The organism is Microvirgula sp. AG722, from assembly GCF_003269145.1.
Lineage (GTDB): Bacteria > Pseudomonadota > Gammaproteobacteria > Burkholderiales > Aquaspirillaceae > Microvirgula > Microvirgula aerodenitrificans.
On the sequence record NZ_QLTJ01000003.1, the window covers coordinates 1 to 18,286 of the forward strand.

16 protein-coding genes and 1 tRNA gene are annotated in these 18,286 nt (G+C 64.2%); 6 read left to right on the forward strand and 11 right to left on the reverse strand.

Annotated features, from left to right (window positions below; all coding sequences use genetic code 11):
* Nucleotides 1-152: 152 nt before the first annotated feature.
* From DFO50_RS06040 to DFO50_RS06090, 11 genes are all read right to left on the reverse strand, one after another.
* Nucleotides 153-1,919, reverse strand: coding sequence for a GGDEF domain-containing protein (locus DFO50_RS06040; RefSeq protein ID WP_112692196.1), 1,767 nt, complete (start codon nucleotides 1,917-1,919; stop codon nucleotides 153-155).
* A 521-nt stretch (nucleotides 1,920-2,440) separates the two neighbouring features.
* Nucleotides 2,441-2,516 (reverse strand) — tRNA-Thr (locus DFO50_RS06045).
* Nucleotides 2,517-2,662: 146 nt separating this feature from the next.
* Nucleotides 2,663-3,835: a lipid-A-disaccharide synthase gene (lpxB, locus tag DFO50_RS06050; protein WP_028498271.1), complete on the reverse strand. Its 1,173-nt coding sequence runs from the start codon at nucleotides 3,833-3,835 to the stop codon at nucleotides 2,663-2,665.
* Between the two features lie 3 nt (nucleotides 3,836-3,838).
* The gene (lpxA, locus tag DFO50_RS06055; protein ID WP_028498270.1) at nucleotides 3,839-4,612 is read right to left on the reverse strand and encodes an acyl-ACP--UDP-N-acetylglucosamine O-acyltransferase; all 774 of its coding nucleotides are present in this window, start codon (nucleotides 4,610-4,612) and stop codon (nucleotides 3,839-3,841) included.
* Nucleotide 4,613: 1 nt separating this feature from the next.
* A complete protein-coding gene (gene fabZ / locus DFO50_RS06060) occupies nucleotides 4,614-5,072 on the reverse strand; it encodes a 3-hydroxyacyl-ACP dehydratase FabZ (protein ID WP_028498269.1) in 459 nt (152 codons plus the stop codon).
* Between the two features lie 67 nt (nucleotides 5,073-5,139).
* Entirely contained in the window at nucleotides 5,140-6,177 is a 1,038-nt protein-coding gene (lpxD, locus tag DFO50_RS06065; protein WP_028498268.1) for a UDP-3-O-(3-hydroxymyristoyl)glucosamine N-acyltransferase, read from the reverse strand.
* 64 nt (nucleotides 6,178-6,241) lie between these two features.
* Entirely contained in the window at nucleotides 6,242-6,727 is a 486-nt protein-coding gene (locus tag DFO50_RS06070) for an OmpH family outer membrane protein (protein WP_028498267.1), read from the reverse strand.
* Nucleotides 6,728-6,741: 14 nt separating this feature from the next.
* Nucleotides 6,742-9,039, reverse strand: coding sequence for an outer membrane protein assembly factor BamA (gene bamA / locus DFO50_RS06075; protein ID WP_028498266.1), 2,298 nt, complete (start codon nucleotides 9,037-9,039; stop codon nucleotides 6,742-6,744).
* 10 nt (nucleotides 9,040-9,049) lie between these two features.
* Nucleotides 9,050-10,396, reverse strand: coding sequence for an RIP metalloprotease RseP (gene rseP, locus DFO50_RS06080; RefSeq protein WP_112692197.1), 1,347 nt, complete (start codon nucleotides 10,394-10,396; stop codon nucleotides 9,050-9,052).
* 21 nt (nucleotides 10,397-10,417) lie between these two features.
* Complete coding sequence (locus tag DFO50_RS06085; protein WP_158537408.1) at nucleotides 10,418-11,365, reverse strand: alpha/beta fold hydrolase; 948 nt, start codon at nucleotides 11,363-11,365, stop codon at nucleotides 10,418-10,420.
* 32 nt (nucleotides 11,366-11,397) lie between these two features.
* Nucleotides 11,398-12,303 (reverse strand): LysR family transcriptional regulator, encoded by a 906-nt coding sequence (locus DFO50_RS06090; RefSeq protein WP_112692199.1) that lies wholly within the window; start codon nucleotides 12,301-12,303, stop codon nucleotides 11,398-11,400.
* Between the two features lie 109 nt (nucleotides 12,304-12,412).
* Here DFO50_RS06090 and DFO50_RS06095 point away from each other — a divergent pair, with 109 nt between their 5' ends.
* From DFO50_RS06095 to DFO50_RS06120, 6 genes are all read left to right on the forward strand, one after another.
* Nucleotides 12,413-13,567 carry a YbfB/YjiJ family MFS transporter gene (locus DFO50_RS06095; protein WP_028498262.1) on the forward strand — a complete coding sequence of 385 codons (1,155 nt, stop codon included), beginning with the start codon at nucleotides 12,413-12,415 and terminating at the stop codon, nucleotides 13,565-13,567.
* 13 nt (nucleotides 13,568-13,580) lie between these two features.
* On the forward strand, nucleotides 13,581-13,784 hold the full coding sequence (locus DFO50_RS06100) for a 2-hydroxymuconate tautomerase family protein (RefSeq protein ID WP_028498261.1): 204 nt from the start codon (nucleotides 13,581-13,583) through the stop codon (nucleotides 13,782-13,784).
* Nucleotides 13,785-13,865: 81 nt separating this feature from the next.
* Nucleotides 13,866-15,107, forward strand: coding sequence for a nucleoside recognition domain-containing protein (locus tag DFO50_RS06105; RefSeq protein ID WP_199489755.1), 1,242 nt, complete (start codon nucleotides 13,866-13,868; stop codon nucleotides 15,105-15,107).
* A 122-nt stretch (nucleotides 15,108-15,229) separates the two neighbouring features.
* A complete protein-coding gene (locus tag DFO50_RS06110) occupies nucleotides 15,230-15,943 on the forward strand; it encodes a MarC family protein (RefSeq protein ID WP_051528670.1) in 714 nt (237 codons plus the stop codon).
* 5 nt (nucleotides 15,944-15,948) lie between these two features.
* On the forward strand, nucleotides 15,949-17,169 hold the full coding sequence (locus DFO50_RS06115; protein WP_112692200.1) for a multifunctional CCA addition/repair protein: 1,221 nt from the start codon (nucleotides 15,949-15,951) through the stop codon (nucleotides 17,167-17,169).
* On the forward strand, nucleotides 17,166-18,275 hold the full coding sequence (locus DFO50_RS06120) for a PrpF domain-containing protein (RefSeq protein ID WP_107888518.1): 1,110 nt from the start codon (nucleotides 17,166-17,168) through the stop codon (nucleotides 18,273-18,275). The genes DFO50_RS06115 and DFO50_RS06120 overlap by 4 nt, the downstream gene beginning before the upstream one ends.
* The last annotated feature ends 11 nt before the right edge of the window (nucleotides 18,276-18,286 follow it).

Consider the following 18,286-nt stretch of genomic DNA (forward strand, 5'->3'; position numbering starts at 1 on the left):
TCTTTGAATTCTGGGGTAAAACGCTGCGTACTCACGGACATCCTCCTATGCTCAAATCATAGGGCAGGAATGCCTACTGGAGCCGGGGCAGTCCAGATGGCTATCCCAATGGTTGCTTTTCCAGTGAACGCGTCGCCTCGTATGAATGACTGTCAAGTTGCAGCCTGTACACAATTGCGCCCTTTTTGTTTGGCCTCATAGAGTGCTCGATCCGCGCGGGCCAGGAATGTGTCAAGGCTTTCTCCAAGACTGTGAGATGCAACGCCGAAACTGGCAGTCTTGTGACCAACCACAGGAATATTCTGTGCTGCAACGGCCTGCCTTAGTTTTTCTGCGACAGTCGTTGCCTGTTTAAGATCCGTGTGTGGCAGCACAAGAAGGAACTCCTCTCCCCCCCAGCGACCGGCCATATCAGACTCACGAGTGTTGCGTAATAAGACCTTTGCTATGCTGACCAGAACGTCGTCGCCCACGAGATGGCCGTAGGTGTCGTTGACTTGCTTGAAGTGATCAACATCCAAAAGAACCACCGAGAATACCTGCTTGTATCGCACAGCCAGCGCCATGCATTCGGACAGGAAAGCATCGAGGCTTGCGCGGTTGCCCAACTGTGTCAGCCGGTCCGTCAGCGAGTGTTTGGTAATCTCACGGTTGGCATCTTCGAGCTCTGTGGTTACCGCGCCGATGAAGTGAACCAACCTTGAAACAATACGTGAATGCTTGTTTGCGTAGGGATCGGTTGGCGCAGCACTGTTGAATGCAGCGTCGACGACATCTGGCTTACGGTGTTTTCCCAGACCTTCGCGCATGCCCACGGCCACCATGGTTGAGTTCAGCAGCTCTATCGACTTATCTACACCAAAAAACTCGCCATAGGTATAAAAGCCAAACGTGGGTGCAACGGACTCAAATGGCAAGGTTTCTTTGTCGACTTCCTCCTGCATCAGGAATCGTCGGCACCCACAGGTATAGAGAAAGACCGCGTCGGGTGAAAAATCTTGCATCACATGGTGAATGTCAATCGCATCCCCCACAATCAATTCCGGATCACCGTAGCCGACGCGGAACTTTTCACCCGGCGCAATGTCTGCGACGAACTGAACTCCTCCCCCTTCCGTGACGGCCACCGGCACACGTGCCAGTACCTTCCCGTCGCGCTGAAACAGAAAAGGGAACTCAAGCGCATTTAAAAAAAACTGGTCATCATTCGGAATATCTAGATAGCGACGATAAACATCAAAAGCCGGCTGCCCATTAACTGTTTTTACCAACATGCCGTCAACGTCTGTGACTGTCATCTCTTTGCTCAAGGCTCTCCAGCCCAAGTACGTCCGAGATTCGATCTGCAAATCGTTGCCCATGAACGCAACGGCCACGACTCCCTGCGAAAACTGCTCGCTGCCTGCAAACACAAAAGACTGAACCATGGATGCATAATCGCCAGCCCCCCCTCCAAAAACAGGATAGCGACCGCGAGTCTTCTCCAGACCCTGCAGCAAATCAGCCGCGCTGATACTGAGAGGTGTTGCCAGCAACAGCACGCCGGTGGGAGTAGGACACGAACGCTCTATGCGTCGACCAAGCTCTGCCCCCACTTCAGTTTCCTGCCCTGTAGAGCAAGTCAGGGCAAATACACCCAGTGTAGTAGTCTCGAAAAACGTCAGCCCGACTACTGTTTTGCCGGTGAATGAGTGGCCCTGCGCTAATTCGCCCACCGTGGTCGCTCCTACGACGACTGCCTGAGGCAACGCCGCCTGGATACATTCAGAAACCGAAGTGATCCAGTTTCCTTGGACGTTGGCGCTGTAGACCTGTACCAGTACAGACGCAGCCCGCGAAGCATCTGTGCGAATGTCACTTGCCGCAAGCATCCCTTGCAAGTCGGTCAATTGATCGAAGGCAAACGAGACATGTCGCATGGGTGACCTTCTCCTATTACTCACCAACGAGGGGCAAAAGCTTATTTTAGCAAGTGGAGGGAGTCGCCTTGGAAACAGCGGGCGACAAAGGGGGCACTCTGCACTAAATTTGGGTTGCTAGAAAGCAGCCCCTGGTGAGTTGCCGCTTTCGGCCGTTAACTGAAAATTTAGTACAAACCTGTAACGACTGCTTCGGCCGAGCAGCCGCCATCAAGATGCCCCCCCCGTCGCACCACAGTGCCTAGCAGAACTCCGTTCACATGGTGCCAACATCGCCGGAGCACAATCAGCCAAAGCCCTCTCGAGGAACGGAAGCAAAACTTTGTGAGAAAGAGCCCTTATCCAGCTATTTGTGCCAACACAGAGAAGGTCTTCCAGACCGGTCCACTTCATCTAGCATCAGCCGCACAAGCCTTGGCCCAACGCCCACACCATTGACCGTTCCCGCTTACATAGTGCTTACACGAACTAGAAAGCAAAAAAGGGGTCACAGGAAAAATCCTGCAACCCCTTGATTCTACTGGTGCCGTTGAAGTGAATCGAACACTCGACCTACTGATTACGAATCAGTTGCTCTACCAACTGAGCTACAACGGCAACCTGACCTGCGGAATGTCGATGAATCGGCATTCCATAAACTGTCCCGAGCCGCGAATCGTTCGCTGACTGAGGGTGCGAATAATAAAGACTGCCGCCGCCGCCGTCAAGCCCCGCAAGCCAGTAGCGGCGGGGCCTGGCGGGGATCAGCGTGAGCCGACGCCGGCGATCTGCAGCACGATGCGCGCGGCCAGGCTGGCGCCGTCGCGCTGCAGCTCGCGGTGCAGGCTCGCAAAACGCTTCGACAGCCATTCGCGGTAGCGCGGGTCGTCCAGCGCGTTCAGTGCGGCCTGGGCGATGTTGTCGGCGGTTGCGTCATCCTGCAGCAGCTCCGGTACGACAAAGCGGCCGGACAGGATATTCGGCAGGCCCACGTACGGCAGGCGCAGTTTCTTTTTCACCAGCCGATACGTGCTGTTGGACACCCTGTAGCTGATGACCATCGGCCGCTTGGCCAGCGCCACTTCCAGCGTTGCCGTGCCGCTGGCGGCCAGTACCAGGTCGGAAGCGACCATCGCTTCACGCGCATGGCCAAACAGCACGCGGATCGGCAGGTCTTCGGCCTTTTCGGCGTAAAGGTGGTGGCGGAAGCGTTCCATGGTCGGACGGGTCGCGATCGGCACCACAAACTGGGCATCCGGGCGTGAGGCCAGCAGCCGGCGCATGGTGGCGATGAACAGCGGCGCCATGTAGTCGACTTCGGACACGCGGCTGCCGGGCAGCACGGCGAACACCGGCACGTCCTGCGCCACGCGCAGCACCTTGCGCGCCGCTTCGCGGTCCGGTTCCAGGTCGAAGTTGTCGGCATACGGATGGCCGACATAGGTGACCGGCACGCCGGCAGCCTTGTACAGCGGCGCTTCCATCGGGAACAGCGCCAGCACATGGTCGACCGCGCGCTTGATCTTGTGGATGCGTTCGCCGCGCCATGCCCAGATCGACGGACTGACGTAGTGCACGGTGCGCACACCGCCACGCTTGAGTGCGGTTTCCAGCCCGAGGTTGAAATCGGGTGCGTCGATGCCGATGAACACGTGCGGGCGTTCATCGAGCAGCGCGCGTTTGAGGCCACGGCGGATGCGCAGCAGGCGCGGCAGGCTGCGGATCACTTCGGCGTAGCCGCGCACGGCCAGCGCCTCCTGCGGGTACAGGCTGTTCAGCCCCTCCCCCTGCATCCGGGGTCCGCCGATGCCGACGAACTCGATGTCGCGATGCAGCGCCTTCAGCGCCGCCATCAGGGCAGCACCCAGGCCGTCTCCGCTGGCTTCGCCAGCGACCATGGCTACTCGAAAGGAAGTCGTGCGGTGAAAAAGCGTCATGGTTTAGCGGATGATGCCGCGCGTGGTCCGGGCGAAGAATTCGTTGAAAAGAGCCAGCTCGGTCACCGTTTCCGACCCCTTCGCGATCTGCGCCTTCGCATCGTCGAAGCTCAGTCCGTTGCGGTAGAGCTGCTTGTACGCCATGCGGATGGCCTTGATCGCCTCGGCGGAATACCCGCGACGCTTCAGCCCTTCGCTGTTGATGCCGACCGGCGACGCATGGTTGCCGGCGGCCATCACGTACGGCGGAATGTCCTGCACCACGATCGAGCCGCCGGCCGTCATGGCATGGGCGCCGACATGGCAGAACTGGTGCAGTGCGGTCAGGCCGCCAAGCACCACCCAGTCGCCGAGGGTCACGTGACCGGCCAGCGTGGCGTTGTTGGCCAGGATGCAGTGATCGCCGACCTGGCAGTCATGCGCGATATGCACGTAGGCCATGATCCAGTTGTCGTTGCCGACCCGGGTCACGCCCACGTCCTGCACCGTGCCGAGGTTCAGGGTGCAGAATTCGCGGATGGTATTGCCGTTGCCGATTTCGAGGCGGGTTTCCTCGCCGGCGTATTTCTTGTCCTGCGGCGCCTGGCCCAGCGAGGCGAACGGGAACACGGTGTTGTTCTCGCCAATGCGGGTATGGCCTTCGACCACGGTGTGATGACCGATCTTGCTGCCCTTGCCGACACTCACGTGCGGACCGATGACCGCGTACGCGCCAATCTCGACATCAGTGTCGATCTGCGCGGCGGGGTCAATCAGGGCCGTAGGGTGAATCGACATGTCAGATCTCCCGGCGGGCACACATCAGTTCGGCTTCGCAGGCGACTTCGCCATCGACCAGGGCACGGGCGGAGAACTTGCCGATACCGCGGGCGACGCGGAGCATTTCCACTTCGAACACCAGCTGGTCACCCGGCACCACCTGGCGCTTGAAGCGGGCGTTGTCGATGCCGACGAAGAAGTACAGCGCATTTTCCTGGCGCACGTCGCCATCATGGGTCTTGATGGCCAGGATGCCGGCGGCCTGCGCCAGCGCTTCGATGATCAGCACGCCCGGCATGACCGGGTACTGCTCGAAGTGACCGACGAAGAACTGTTCGTTGGCGGTCACGTTCTTGATCGCCCGGATACGCTTGCCGATTTCGATGTCCAGCACGCGGTCGACCAGCAGGAACGGATAGCGATGGGGCAGCAGCTTCATGATGCCGCGGATGTCGATATGGTTGGAGACGTCGCTCATGAGGGTCTTCCTGTCTTGAATTCGTAAGTTGCTGCCAACGGTTGGCACAGCACCGTGGCACTGGTGTTCATTCGCCGCTGCCGTCCCGGCGCTTAAGGGCGTCAAGTTCTTGCTCCAGCGCCTTCATGCGGTCGAACAGGCTGCCGATCTGGCGCACCCGCGCGGCATTGGTCAGCCAGTCGCGATGTTCGGCCAGCGGGTAGACGGCGGTATAGACGCCGGGGGTGCGGATGGATTTGGCCACCAGCGTACCGCCGGAGACCTGCACCCGGTCGCCGATATCGAGATGGCCGGAAATCATCGCCGCCCCGCCCATCAGGCAGTACGCGCCAATGCGGGTGCTGCCGGCCACGCCGACGCAGGCCGCCATGGCAGTGTGCTTGCCGATCCGGCAGTTGTGCGCGATGTGGATCAGGTTGTCGAGGCGGACACCGTCCTCGATCACGGTATCGCCCAGTGCACCACGGTCGACCGTGGTGTTGGCGCCGATCTCGACGTCGTTGCCGATCAGCACGCGGCCGATCTGCGGAATTTTTTCCCAGTGGTCGCCGGCAAACGCGTTGCCGAAGCCGTCGGCGCCAATCACGCAGCCCGGATGCAGGATGCAGCGCAGGCCGATCTCGCAATGGTGCTCGACCACCGCATGCGCATACAGCAGCGTGCCGTCGCCGATGACCGCCCCGTCGCCGACGCAGGCGCCGGCCGACAGTATGACACCATGGCCGATAACGGCATTTTCGCCGACAAATACGTTCGGCCCGATCTGCGCATCCGGCGCCACGCGGGCGCTGGCGGCGACATGGGCGGAAGGATGCACGCCAGGCACCGCGACCGGCAGCGGGTGAAACAGCGTGGCGACACGGGCAAAGTACAACTGCGGATCGCGAACGGCGACATGCGGCTGTGCCAGCGTGCCCGCCAGTGCGGTCGGGACGATCAGCGCCGCAGCGGCGCTGGTCGCCGCCTGTGCGGCGTGCTTGATGGTCACGAAGGCGATATCGCCATCCGCGGCTGCGGACAACGTGTTCACGCCGGTGATGACCCGTTCGCCATCACCATGCAGTTCGCCGCCCAGCCGGGCGACCAGATCGTTCAGGGTCAGCATGATGGCCTTGCAAAAAAACCGCGGCCGACTAGGCCGGCCGCGTGTTGCACCGTACGCACAGTGCTCAGTTGTCCATCGCCTTCAGGATGCGTTCGGTCAGATCGTGCTTCGGATTGACGTATACCGCTTCCTGCACGATCAGGTCGTAACCTTCCTTCTTGGCGATGTCGAGCACCGCCTGGTTGGCACGGTCCAGCACCGAAGCGAATTCCTCGTTCCGGCGCGTGGTGAACTCCGCCCGCAACTGGCCCTGCTTCTGCTGGAACTCCCGCTCGATGGAGACCAGATCGAGCTCCTTCGACTTGCGGTCGTTCGCGCTGAGCTTGCCCTTGTCGAGCGTCTGCTTCAGGTCGCGGGCCTTGTCAGCCAGCTGCTTGAGTTCGCCATCGCGGCCGGCGAACTCCTGCTCAAGCCGCTTCTGCGCGGCGACGGCCGGCGCCGCCTCGCGGTAGAGGCGCTCGATGTTGACGTAGCCCATCTTGAAATCGGCCAGGGCCGGCATCGCAATGGTCAACGCCAGCATCGGCAGCAAAATGCGGGACAGATTCATGCATCCCCCTCAGGTCAGAACGTTGTGCCCAGCGAGAACTGGAAGCGCTGCAGGTTATCCTTGTTTTCACCGCTGTCTTCACTCTTCAGCGGGAACGCGTAACTGAACTTCATCGGGCCCATCGGCGACAGCCACGACAGGGCCAGACCGGTAGAGTAGCGCACATTGTCACGCCAGGTTGCGGTCGAACCATCGCCGCCCCACAGCGTACCGGCATCGAAGAACGCCGACGCACGCAGCGTCTTGTCATCCTTCATGCCCGGGAACGGGAACAGCAGTTCGGCATTGATGATGGCACGACGGGTTGCACCGTAGGCATCGTCATTCTCGTCCTTCTTGCCGATCGACGCGTTCTCGTAACCGCGCACCGAACCGATACCACCCAGGTAGAAGTTCTGGAAGAACGGCACCGAATCGGTCTTGCCGTAGCTCTGCACCGCACCCAGTTCGCCATTCAGCGCCAGCACCAGCCGCTTGGTCAGCGGGAAGAACGTCTGCTGACTGCCAACCAGGCGCATGTAGTTGATGTCACTGCCCGGGACCGACATTTCGTAGTTGATGCGCGAAATGCGGCCGGTGGTCGGCCACAGGTAGCTGTCGCGCGTGTCGCGTGCCCAGCCTACCTTCCAAAGATAGTTCAGGTTGTTGGTGCCGAAGTCATCAACATACTTCTTGTAGCGGCTCGGGCTGCTGTCGAAGACCTTGACCTTGGTCTGCTCGACACCGAGGCTGGTGTTGATCGTGTCGTATTCGGTGATCGGAATCCCGAAGCGGACGTCGGCGCCGACGGTGTCGGTGCGGTACTGCTGGGTATTGGTCTCGTTCGGCGAGTAGCGACGATAGTAGGCATCGTAGCCGATCGACACGCCGTCTTCGGTGAAGTACGGGTCGGTGAAGGAGAAGTTCAGGTAGCGGTTCAGCTTCGACGTGTTGAACGACGCGCTGACGGCCTTGCCCGAGCCGAAGAAGTTCGACTGCGAAATCCCGGCGGACAGGATCAGACCTTCGTCCTGCGCGTAGCCGGCGCCCAGCGTCACGTTGCCGGTCGGCTTTTCCGTCACCTTGAAGTTCACGTCGACCTGGTCGGCGGTGTCGGGCACGGCCGGGGTCTCGACGTTGACGTCGGTGAAGTATCCAAGCAGGTCGAGACGTTCCTTCGAGCGCTTGATCTTCTTGGCGTCGTACCAGCCGGCTTCCATCTGGCGCATTTCACGGCGCACGACTTCGTCGCGGGTCCGGGTGTTGCCGGTCACGTTGATCTTGCGCACATAGGTGCGGCGGCCCGGGTCGACAAAGAAGGTGAAGGCGACTTCGCCCTTTTCCTTGTTCACTTCCGGCACGGCGTTGACGTTGGCGAACGCATAGCCGTCCTGGCCGAGGCGATCGGTCAGCGCGGTAACCGACTGGTTGATCTTGTCGCGGGTGAACACTTCGCCCGGCTGGATGACCAGCAGCGGCTTCAGTTCACTCTCGGGCACGATCAGGTCACCGGCCAGCTTGACGTCGGTCACCTTGTACTTCTTGCCCTCGGTCATGTTCACGGTAATGAACATGTCCTTCTTGTCCGGGCTGATGGAAACCTGGGTCGAGTCGATGTTGTACTCGAAGTAGCCCTGGTTCAGATAGAACGAGCGCAGCTTTTCCAGGTCACCGGTCAGCTTCTGCTTCGAATACTGGTCGTCCTTGGTGATCCACGAGAACCAGCCCGGGGTCGACAGCTGCATCTGGTCGGTCAGATCGTCGGCATCGTAGGCATTGTTGCCGACGAAGGTGATCTGCTTGATGCGCGCGGCAGCGCCTTCGCTGATGTCGAGCGTGACGGCAACCCGGTTGCGATCGAGCTTGCTGACCGACGGCTTGATTTCGACCGAGTACTTGCCCCGGCTGAAATACTGCCGTTTGAGTTCCTGGACAGCCTGGTCGAGCAGCGCCTGGTCGAAAATCCGGCTCTCGGCGAGACCGTTTTCCTTCAGGGCCTTCTTCAACTGTTCCTTGTCGAACTCCTTGGAACCGTTGATGCTCAACTGGGCAACGACCGGGCGCTCGTCAACCGACACGATAACCACGTCGCCTTCGGTCTCCACCCGGACATCATTAAAGAAGCCGGTGGCGAACAGCGCCTTGATGGAGGATTCGGCCCGATCGTCGGTAAACGTATCCCCCACCTTGAGCGGCAGGTAGTTGAATACCGTGCCGGGCTCGGTGCGTTGCAAGCCCTCGACCCGGATGTCACGGACAACAAAGGGCGCTACGGCCCAGGCCGGCAGCGCGATCAGCCCGATGACGGCCGCGGCAATGTGTGTCAATTTCATAAGGTGGCGGTTATCCCGCAAAAAGACGGGTTATGTCGTTGAAAAAAGCAAATAACATCAGGGCGGCCAGTGCCGAGAACCCGATGCGGCGGCCGATTTCCTGCGCTCGCGCAGACAGCGGCCGACCACGAATGATCTCGGCCGCATAATACAGCAAATGCCCGCCGTCCAGCAGCGGAATGGGGAGCAGGTTGAGTACGCCGAGGCTGATGCTGATCAAGGCCATGTAATCCAGGAAGGCTTCCCAGCCGGCGCGCGCGCTCTTGCCGGCGTAGTCGGCCATGGTGATCGGCCCGCTGATGCTGGCCGGTGACACGTCTCCGGTCACCATGCGTCCGATCATCCGCGTGGTCAGCGATACCGACTGCCAGGTCTGGGTGAAGGCTTCGCCGATCCCGCCCAGCAGGCCGGGGTCGCGGCGGAACTGCAGCCCGTTCATCCAGTCGGCATCCGGTGCCGGCGCAATGCCCAGCCGCCACGGACCGTCCGGCGTGGCGCGCTGCGGCGTGACGTTGACCGTGCGCGGCGCGGCGCCACTGTGCTCGACCGTCAGCGCCAGCGGCTTGCCGTCGCTGTGCAGCACGGCGGTCACCAGCCGTGTCCAGTCACCGTCCAGAGCCACGCCATTGACGGCCAGCACGGTGTCCTCGGTCCGCAGCCCGGCGCGGTCGGCGGCGCTGCCGGCCTCGATATAGGCCAGTCGGGTGGTCAGCCGCAGCGGCGACAGGCCGAACGGCCCGATGCCGCGTTCGATGTCCAGATTGGCCAGCTGGGCCGGCGGAATGCTCACCTTGCGTTCGACGCCGCCATCACTGATGCCGACCACCAGCGGCGAGCCGCGATCGGTCACGCCGTCCACCAGTTGCAGCCGCAGTTGCTGCCAGTCCTCAACCGCTTCGCCATTGATCGACACCACCGACTGTCCGGCGCGCAGCCCGGCCATGGCCGCCGGCGTGTCCGGTGCCACCATGCCGATGACCGGGCGGATGCCCTCGACGCCATTGAGCAGGGTCAGCCAGGTCAGCACCACCGCCAGCAGCATGTTGGCGACCGGCCCGGCCGCCACGATGGCGATCCGGTGCCAGACCGGCTGCAGATCGAACGCCCGCGCCCGCTCCTCCGGCAGCACGGCCACGTCCTCGCGGGTGTCGAGCATCTTCACGTAGCCGCCCAGCGGGATCGGCGCCAGCGCCCACTCGGTCTCGCCACGCCGCCAGGTCACCAGCGGCTTGCCGAAGCCGATGGAGAACCGGACCACCTTGACGCCAAGGCGTCGGGCGACCCAGTAGTGACCGAACTCGTGGAACGTGACCAGCACGCCGAGTGCGACCAGGAAGGCAAGAAGGGTTGTCAGCATCCAGGCAAAATCCTTGTTGAGTCAGCGGGTCATGGCGAGCGCATCACGCAGCGCCCGCGTCGCGTGTTCCGGCCGGTCGACCGGCAGATTGTGGCCGGCCCCCGGCACCACGATCAGCCGCGCATTCAGTGCGCGGGCCAGGCGCTGGCCGATCGGCAGCGGGAAAATCCGGTCATCGCTGCCCCAGATCACCACCGACAATGGCCACGGCTGCGCCGGGTCCAGGGTGGCGACATAGTGATCGCGGTTGGCATTCAGTTCGCGGATCAGCGCAAGTTGCGACTGCCGGCGGCCGGCGAAATAGTACTGGAGCACATCGCTCAGCACCCAGTCCGGGGCATCGCGGGAAGAATGCGAGTAGACCAGCCTGACCAGCCGCCGCAGCGCTTCCGGCGTATCCGGCACGAACAGCGCTTCGGCCGACGGCACCCCGGCCCGTGACAGCAGGTCGCGGGCATCGGCGTCGGTGTAGACCCAGCCCGGCGAGTCCACCATGACCAGCTGACTGATCCGTTCCGGCACCCGGCGCGTCAGCGCCTGGGCGACAAATCCGCCATAGGACAGCCCTACTACTCTGACATCGCGCAGGTCCAGTCGTTCGAGCAGCGCGGCCAGCGCCGCCGCCTGCGCATCCAGCGAGGGCGGGCGCTGCGAGGTCGACGCGCCGAACCACAGCAGGTCCGGCACCAGCACGCGATGATCGCGTGCCAGATCCGTCATCTGCGCCTGCCAGTTCACCAGCCCGTTGCCACCGAAACCGTGCAGCAGCAATACCGGCTGGCCGCTGCCGGCTTCGCGCCAGGCAAGTCGCCCGTCGGGCAGATCCAGCGTCTTCGACACGAACCCCTTGCCGCTGACCACCGAGTCGGCCCACCACGCCTGCATCGCCGACGGCGAGCACGCGGTCAGCGACACGGCCAGCAGAATGGCGCTCAGCCAGCGAAGTACGGTCTGTGACGAAAGTTTCATGCGGATGCCGGATGAAAAGCAGGCGGCAGAGTCTAGCATGGCGCGGCGGCATCGCGCGCCGCATGCTGATCGACTGACGGGCTGAACCCGAGCAGTTCGACCAGCGCCAGCAGGGCGCGAGGCGCCCGGTCGCGCCGCCACACCAGCCAGGTTTCCGCATCGGCAACGGCACTGGGCAGGCGGTGCAGCGCCAGCGGCAGGTGCATGTCGCGCTGGGCATCGACCACCGTCTTCGGCAACAGCGCAATGCCCATGCCGGCGGCCGCGCAACCAAGGATGGCCTGGAAGGAGCCGAATTCGAGAATAGCAGCCGGGAACACACCTTCGGTGCGGCACCAGTGCTCCAGCCGTTCGCGATAGGCGCACCCGGCGCGAAAGGCCAGCAGCGTCGGCGCCGGCAGGTCGGCCGCCTGGCCGACCGGAGCGTGGCCGGCTTCGGTCACCAGCACCAGCTCCTCGCGCCACAGCCGGCAGCCATCCAGCTGCGGGTCGGAAACCGGCCCGGCAATGAACGCGGCGTCCAGCCGGTAGTCGCAGACCTGGTCGATCAGCGTCCGCGTCGGCCCGGTTTCCAGTGACAGGTGAACGGCCGGATAACGGCGGTGATAATCAGCCAGCGGCAGCGGCAGGCGTATCGCCGCCGTGGTTTCCATCGAACCGAGCCGCAGCTGGCCCGACGGCGCCGCACCGCGCACCGCCTCGCGCGCTTCATCCGCCAGCGCGGTCAGCCGCCGTGCGTAACCGAGCAGCTCGCGCCCGGCCGGGGTCATGATCATCTGCCGCCGGTCGCGATGGAACAGCGCCGTGCCGAGCTCGTCTTCCAGCTGGCGCAAGCGGGCGGAAACGTTCGACTGCACGCAGTGCAGCGCCTGCGCCGCCCGGGTCACGCCCCCCTGCTCGGCCACGGCGGTAAACAGTCTGAGGCTGGACAATTCCATTGCAACGGCTTTCCGGATCATCAATAACGAACGATGTGTTCATATTAAATCGTTTCTGGTGATGATCAATATTGGCTAGTCTGAAGATCAGCCCAGCCCGGAAGCTCCCATGCCCGTCCACACGTCCCGCCCCGGCCTCTACGGTCTCGTCGCACTCTGCCTCGCCATGGGGCTGGGACGCTTCTTCTATACCTCGATGCTGCCGCCAATGCTGGCCGAGCAGCGGCTGACACTGGCCGACGGCTCGGCGCTGGCATTCTGGAACTATGCCGGCTACCTGGCCGGCAGCATGGTGATGGCACGCTACCCGCTCGCGCGCCGGCTCAGCCTGCGGCGCGGGCTGATGGCCGGCGCCGGGCTGACGGTGCTGACCATGGCCGCCATGATTCCGGACTGCCCGCCGGCGCTGTGGTCGGCGCTGCGCTTTGTCGCCGGCTTTGCGTCAGCGCTGATGTTCGTCTGCATCTCGACCCTGGTGCTGCCGCGTGCGGATGCCGCCACCCGGGGCATATTGTTTGCCGGCGTCGGCGTCGGCATCGTGCTGTCCGGCCTGCTGTCCGGCCTTGGTGAAGGACTCGGCCTGTCGTCGGCCGTCACCTGGGCGCTGGGCGCGCTGCTCGGACTATTGTCGCTGGCCTGGATTGCCCGGCCACTTGCCGCACCGCGCTCGGCGCAGGCCGCGCCGGCCACCCGGAGCGCCGTGTCCCAGTCCGCGCTGACCTGGCTGTACGGGCTGGCCGGTTTCGGCTACATCATCGCTGCCACCTATCTGCCCACTCTGGCGGCCGAGACACTGGGCAACACCCGTGCCGGCGGCTGGATCTGGCTGGTCGCCGGCCTCGCCGCCATGCCGTCGCCCATCCTGTGGGCGAAAGCCAACCACCGCTACGGCACCGCACCGATGCTGACGCTGAACCTGCTGCTGCAGGCGATCGGCGCCGCCCTGCCCGCGCTGTGGCCGACCCAGGCCGGCCTGTACCTGACTGCCGTGCTGATCGGCGGCACCTTCATGGGCACGGTCACGCTGGTCATGCCGCTGGCCCGCTCGCTGCCGCTGCGGCCGAATCATCATCCGCTGGCCTGGATCGTCGCCGCCTATGGCCTCGGCCAGCTGGCCGGTCCGCTGCTGGCCGGCTGGCTGCGCCACAGCAGCGGCAGTTTCGCCCTGCCGTGCCTGATCGCCGGCGCCGCCCTGCTGCTGGCGCTGCCGCTGGTGCCGGCCGCCTGCGGCAGCCGCCGCTCCGTTTCCCCACCCCAACCCTGAACTGGAACCCGCCATGCCTTATGTCAATATCCGCATTACCCGCGAAGGCGCCAGCGCCGAACAGAAACAGCGCCTGATCGAAGGCGCCACCCGGTTGCTGGCCGACGTGCTCGGCAAGAACCCGGCCACCACCTTTGTCATCATCGACGAGGTGGAGACCGACAACTGGGGCATTGCCGGCGAAAGCGTGACCGAACGCCGCAAGGACGGTCGCTAGCACCGGGCGCCCGCCAGGCCGCTGGCCGCGCCGGAACCGCCCCCGTATCATGGCCGCGCCATCACTCCTCCTGTGCGCACCATGCTGCTGAATGTCATCTGGGCCGGATTCATTCTGGTCGCCGTCGTGTCCGCCTTCGTCCAGACGCTGGTGTTCGGCAATGCCGATATCCTGCCGGCGCTGGTGCGGGCCATGTTCGACACCGCCCGCACCGGCTTCGAGATCGCCCTCGGGCTGACCGGCGTCATGACACTGTGGCTCGGCATCATGAAGATCGGCGAGCGCGCCGGGCTGATCGCGCTGATGGCACGCGGTCTGGCGCCGCTGTTCCGCCGCCTGTTTCCCGGCGTGCCGGACGGCCATCCGGCGCTGGGCAGCATGACCATGAATATCGCCGCCAATATGCTCGGCCTCGACAATGCCGCCACGCCGCTGGGTCTGAAGGCGATGCGCGAGCTGCAGACGCTGAACCCGGTGCCGGATACCGCCACCGACGCGCAGATCCTGTTCCTGGTCATCAATACCGCCGCCGTCACCCTGTTTCCGGTCACCATCTTTGCCTACCGCGCGCAGCTCGGCGCCGCCGACCCGACCGATGTGTTCATCCCGCTGCTGCTGGCCAGCTATATCGCCACCCTGGCCGGGGTGGCACTGACCGGCGTCATCCAGCGCCTGAAGCTGTTCGATCCGGTCGTGCTCGCCTATGCCGGCGGGCTGACGCTGCTGGTCGGCGGCGTGACTGCCTGGTTCGCCAGCCTGCCGCCGGAGCAGATGCAGCGCCAGTCGGCCATGTGGAGCAATGGTCTGCTGCTCGCCGTGGTCACGCTGATGATCGTTGCCGCGCTGTGGCGGCGGATCAATGTGTACGAGGCCTTTATCGACGGCGCCAGGGAAGGCTTCCAGGTTGCGGTCGGCATCATTCCGTATCTGGTGGCAATGCTGGTGGCGATCGCGCTGCTGCGCGCCAGCGGCGCGCTGGAACTGGCCATTGGCGCGGTGCGCGCCGCGGTCGCGGGTTTCGGTTTCGATACCCGCTGGGTCGACGCACTGCCGAACGGGATCATGAAATCGCTGTCCGGCAGCGGCGCACGCGCGGTGATGATCGACAGCATGAAGACCCATGGTGCGGACAGCTTTGTCGGTCGTCTGGTATCCATCATCCAGGGATCGAGCGAAACCACCTTCTATGTGCTGGCGGTGTATTTCGGCGCAGTCAATATCCGCAACACCCGCTATGCCGCCGGCTGCGGGCTGTTTGCCGACCTGATCGGCTTTATCGCGGCGGTCGGCGTTGCCTATCTGTTCTTCGGCCATCTGGCATGACACCATGGGGGGTCGGCCGGTGGGCATTGAGACAGGGATCTGCAGCAACGCGAACCCGCGCTTGATGTCAGCCGTCGCCACACGTTACCGTCCCCGCCCCATTACTGAAGCCAAGGCCCGTCATGTTGGAAACGATCACGCTGTTCTTCAGCAAGGTGCTGTTCATCATCGCTGCGCTGTTCCCGATCCTGAATCCGCCCGGACACGCGCCGATCTTCCTGTCGCTGACGGCGCACAACACCCATGAAGAACGGGCCATCCTCGCGCGCAAGGTCGGCATCTACAGCTTCGTGCTGCTGCTCGCTGCCATGTATGTCGGCGGCTATGTACTGAAGCTGTTCGAGGTCTCGCTGCCGATCGTGCAGGTCGGCGGCGGCTTTCTGGTGACGATGGCGGCATGGGAGATGCTGACCGACAAGCACGACATCGCCCGCGACCAGGGCGATACCGGCCACCTGACCCGTGACCAGCTGTCGCAGCGCGCGTTCTACCCGCTGACCTTCCCGATCACCGTCGGGCCGGGTGCGACCACCGTGGCCATCACCGTCGCCGCCAACCTGCGCGGCAGCGGCACGCTGGCCAGCGCCAGCCTCCAGCACGTGACGGTGCTGGTACTGGCCAGTCTGGTCGGCACCGGGCTGATCGCCTTCTCGCTGTACGCCTGCTACCGTTATGCCGATACCCTGCTCCGCGTGCTCGGCAATACCGGTACCATGGTGTTCATGCGTCTGTCGGCCTTCATTCTGATGTGCCTCGGCGTGCAGATCATCTGGGACGGCCTGACCCAGCTCGTGCTGCAGTTCGGCCTGGCCCACCTCAGCGGCTTCGTCAAATGAGTGACATGAAAACCTATATCGTCGGTGGCGCAGTGCGCGACCGTCTGCTCGGGCTGCCGGTACGCGACCGCGACTGGGTCGTGGTCGGCGCCTCGCCCGAAGACATGCTCGCGCGCGGCTTCATGCCGGTCGGGCGCGACTTTCCGGTATTCCTGCATCCGCAGACGCGCGAGGAATACGCACTGGCGCGCACCGAGCGCAAGACCGCGCGCGGCTACCACGGCTTCAGCTTCCACGCGGCCCCGGACGTGACGCTGGAACAGGATCTGGCCCGCCGCGACCTGACCATCAACGCCATTGCCGAAGACGAGGATGGCCGGCTGATCGATCCGTACCACGGCCAGGAAGATCTGCAGGCCGGCATGCTGCGCCATGTCGGCCCCGCCTTTGTCGAGGACCCGGTGCGCATCCTGCGTCTGGCGCGTTTCGCCGCCCGCTTCGGCTTTGCCACCGCGCCGGACACGCTGGCGCTGATGCGCAGCATGGTTGCCGATGGCGAGGTCGACGCACTGGTGCCGGAACGGGTGTGGCAGGAAGTGGCCAGGGGACTGATGGAAGACCGCCCGTCGCGCCTGTTCTCGACCCTGCGCGAATGCGGCGCGCTGGCCCGGGTCATGCCCGAGGTCGATGCCCTGTACGGCGTGCCGCAACGGGCCGACTACCACCCCGAAGTCGATACCGGCATCCATATGGAGCTGGTTCTGGATGCGGCGGCCCGCGAGGGGCTACCGCTGGCGGCACGCTACGCGGCACTGTGCCATGACCTCGGCAAGGCGCTGACGCCGGCCGATGTGCTGCCGCGCCATATCGCCCACGAACAGCGAGGGGTTGCCCCGGTCGAGGCCCTGTCGGCACGACTGAAAGTGCCGGCCGAATGCCGTGATCTGGCGCTGATCACCTGCCGCTTCCACACCCACGTTCACCGGGCGCGCGAGCTGCGTCCGGCCACGGTGCTGAAGCTGTTCCGCGATGCCGATGCGCTGCGCCGGCCGGCGCGCTTTCTGGATTTTCTCGCCGTCTGCCGCGCCGACTGCCATGGCCGCACCGGCTATGCCGATGCCGTGTATCCGCAGGCCGACTATCTGCTCGCCCTGCTCGCGGCGGCCCGCGCCGTCGATGCCGGCGCCATCGCCGCCGCCTGCACGGACAAGGCCTCGATTCCGCAGCAGGTCGACGCCGCACGCGTCGCCGCCATCACCACCGCCCAGGCTGCCTTCCCGTCATGACCGCCATCCATATCCTGCCGGCCACGCTGATGCGCGGCGGCACCAGCAAGGGGCTGTTTTTCCGGGCCGACCGGCTGCCGGCTGCGCCGGCACTGCGCGAGTCGCTGCTGATCCGCGCCATCGGCAGTCCCGATCCCTATGGTTCGCAGATCGACGGCCTCGGCACCGGCATTTCCAGCACCAGCAAGGTGGTGGTGCTGTCCCGTTCCGAACGTCCCGGCCACGATGTCGACTACCTGTTCGGTCACGTGGCCATCCGCGAGGCGCTGATCGACTGGTCCGGCAATTGCGGCAACCTGACTGCCGCCGTGCCGCTGTTTGCGCTGATGGAGGGGCTGGTAGCCCGTGACGACGGTCCGGCCGAAATCCGCATCTGGCAGGCCAATATCGGCAAGACCATCATTGCCGGACTCGATGTCCGTGACGGGCAGCCGTGCTGGACCGGCGACTGTGCCATCGATGGCGTCGCCTTCCCTGCCGCGCCGATCCGGCTGCGCTTTCTCGATCCGGCCGGCGGCAGTGCCGGGCGCCTGTTCCCGACCGGCCGCGCCATCGATACGCTGCGGCTGCCGGACGGCCGGGCCATCGAAGCGACGCTGATCGACGCCGGCAATCCGCTGGTGCTGATCGATGCCGCCGCACTGGGTCTGGCTGGTGATGAAACCGCGGATCGCATCGATGCCGCCACCCAGGCCGCCCTCGAACACCTGCGCGCAGCCGGCAGCGTGGCAATGGGTCTGGCCGACAGCCTGGAACAGGCCAGTCGCCAGCGTCCGGCCACGCCGAAAATCGCTTTTCTGAGCCGGGCACGACGCCCGGACTGCCAGTTGAATGCCCGCATCCTGTCGATGGGCCGGCTGCATCATGCCTTTACCGGCACCGGCGCCATCGGCCTGGCTGCCGCCGCCGCCCTGCCGGACACGCTGGCCAGCCGTTTGCTGGATGCGCCGGCCACACCGCTGTGCTTCAGCCACGCCGCCGGCAGCCAGACGCTCAGCGCCGTGGTCAGCCGCAGCGGCAGCGACTGGCGCATCGACGAGGTGGTGATGACCCGCACCGCCCGGCCGCTGATGCGCGGCGAACTGTTCATCCCTCTCGACTACTGATCCCCGGAGTC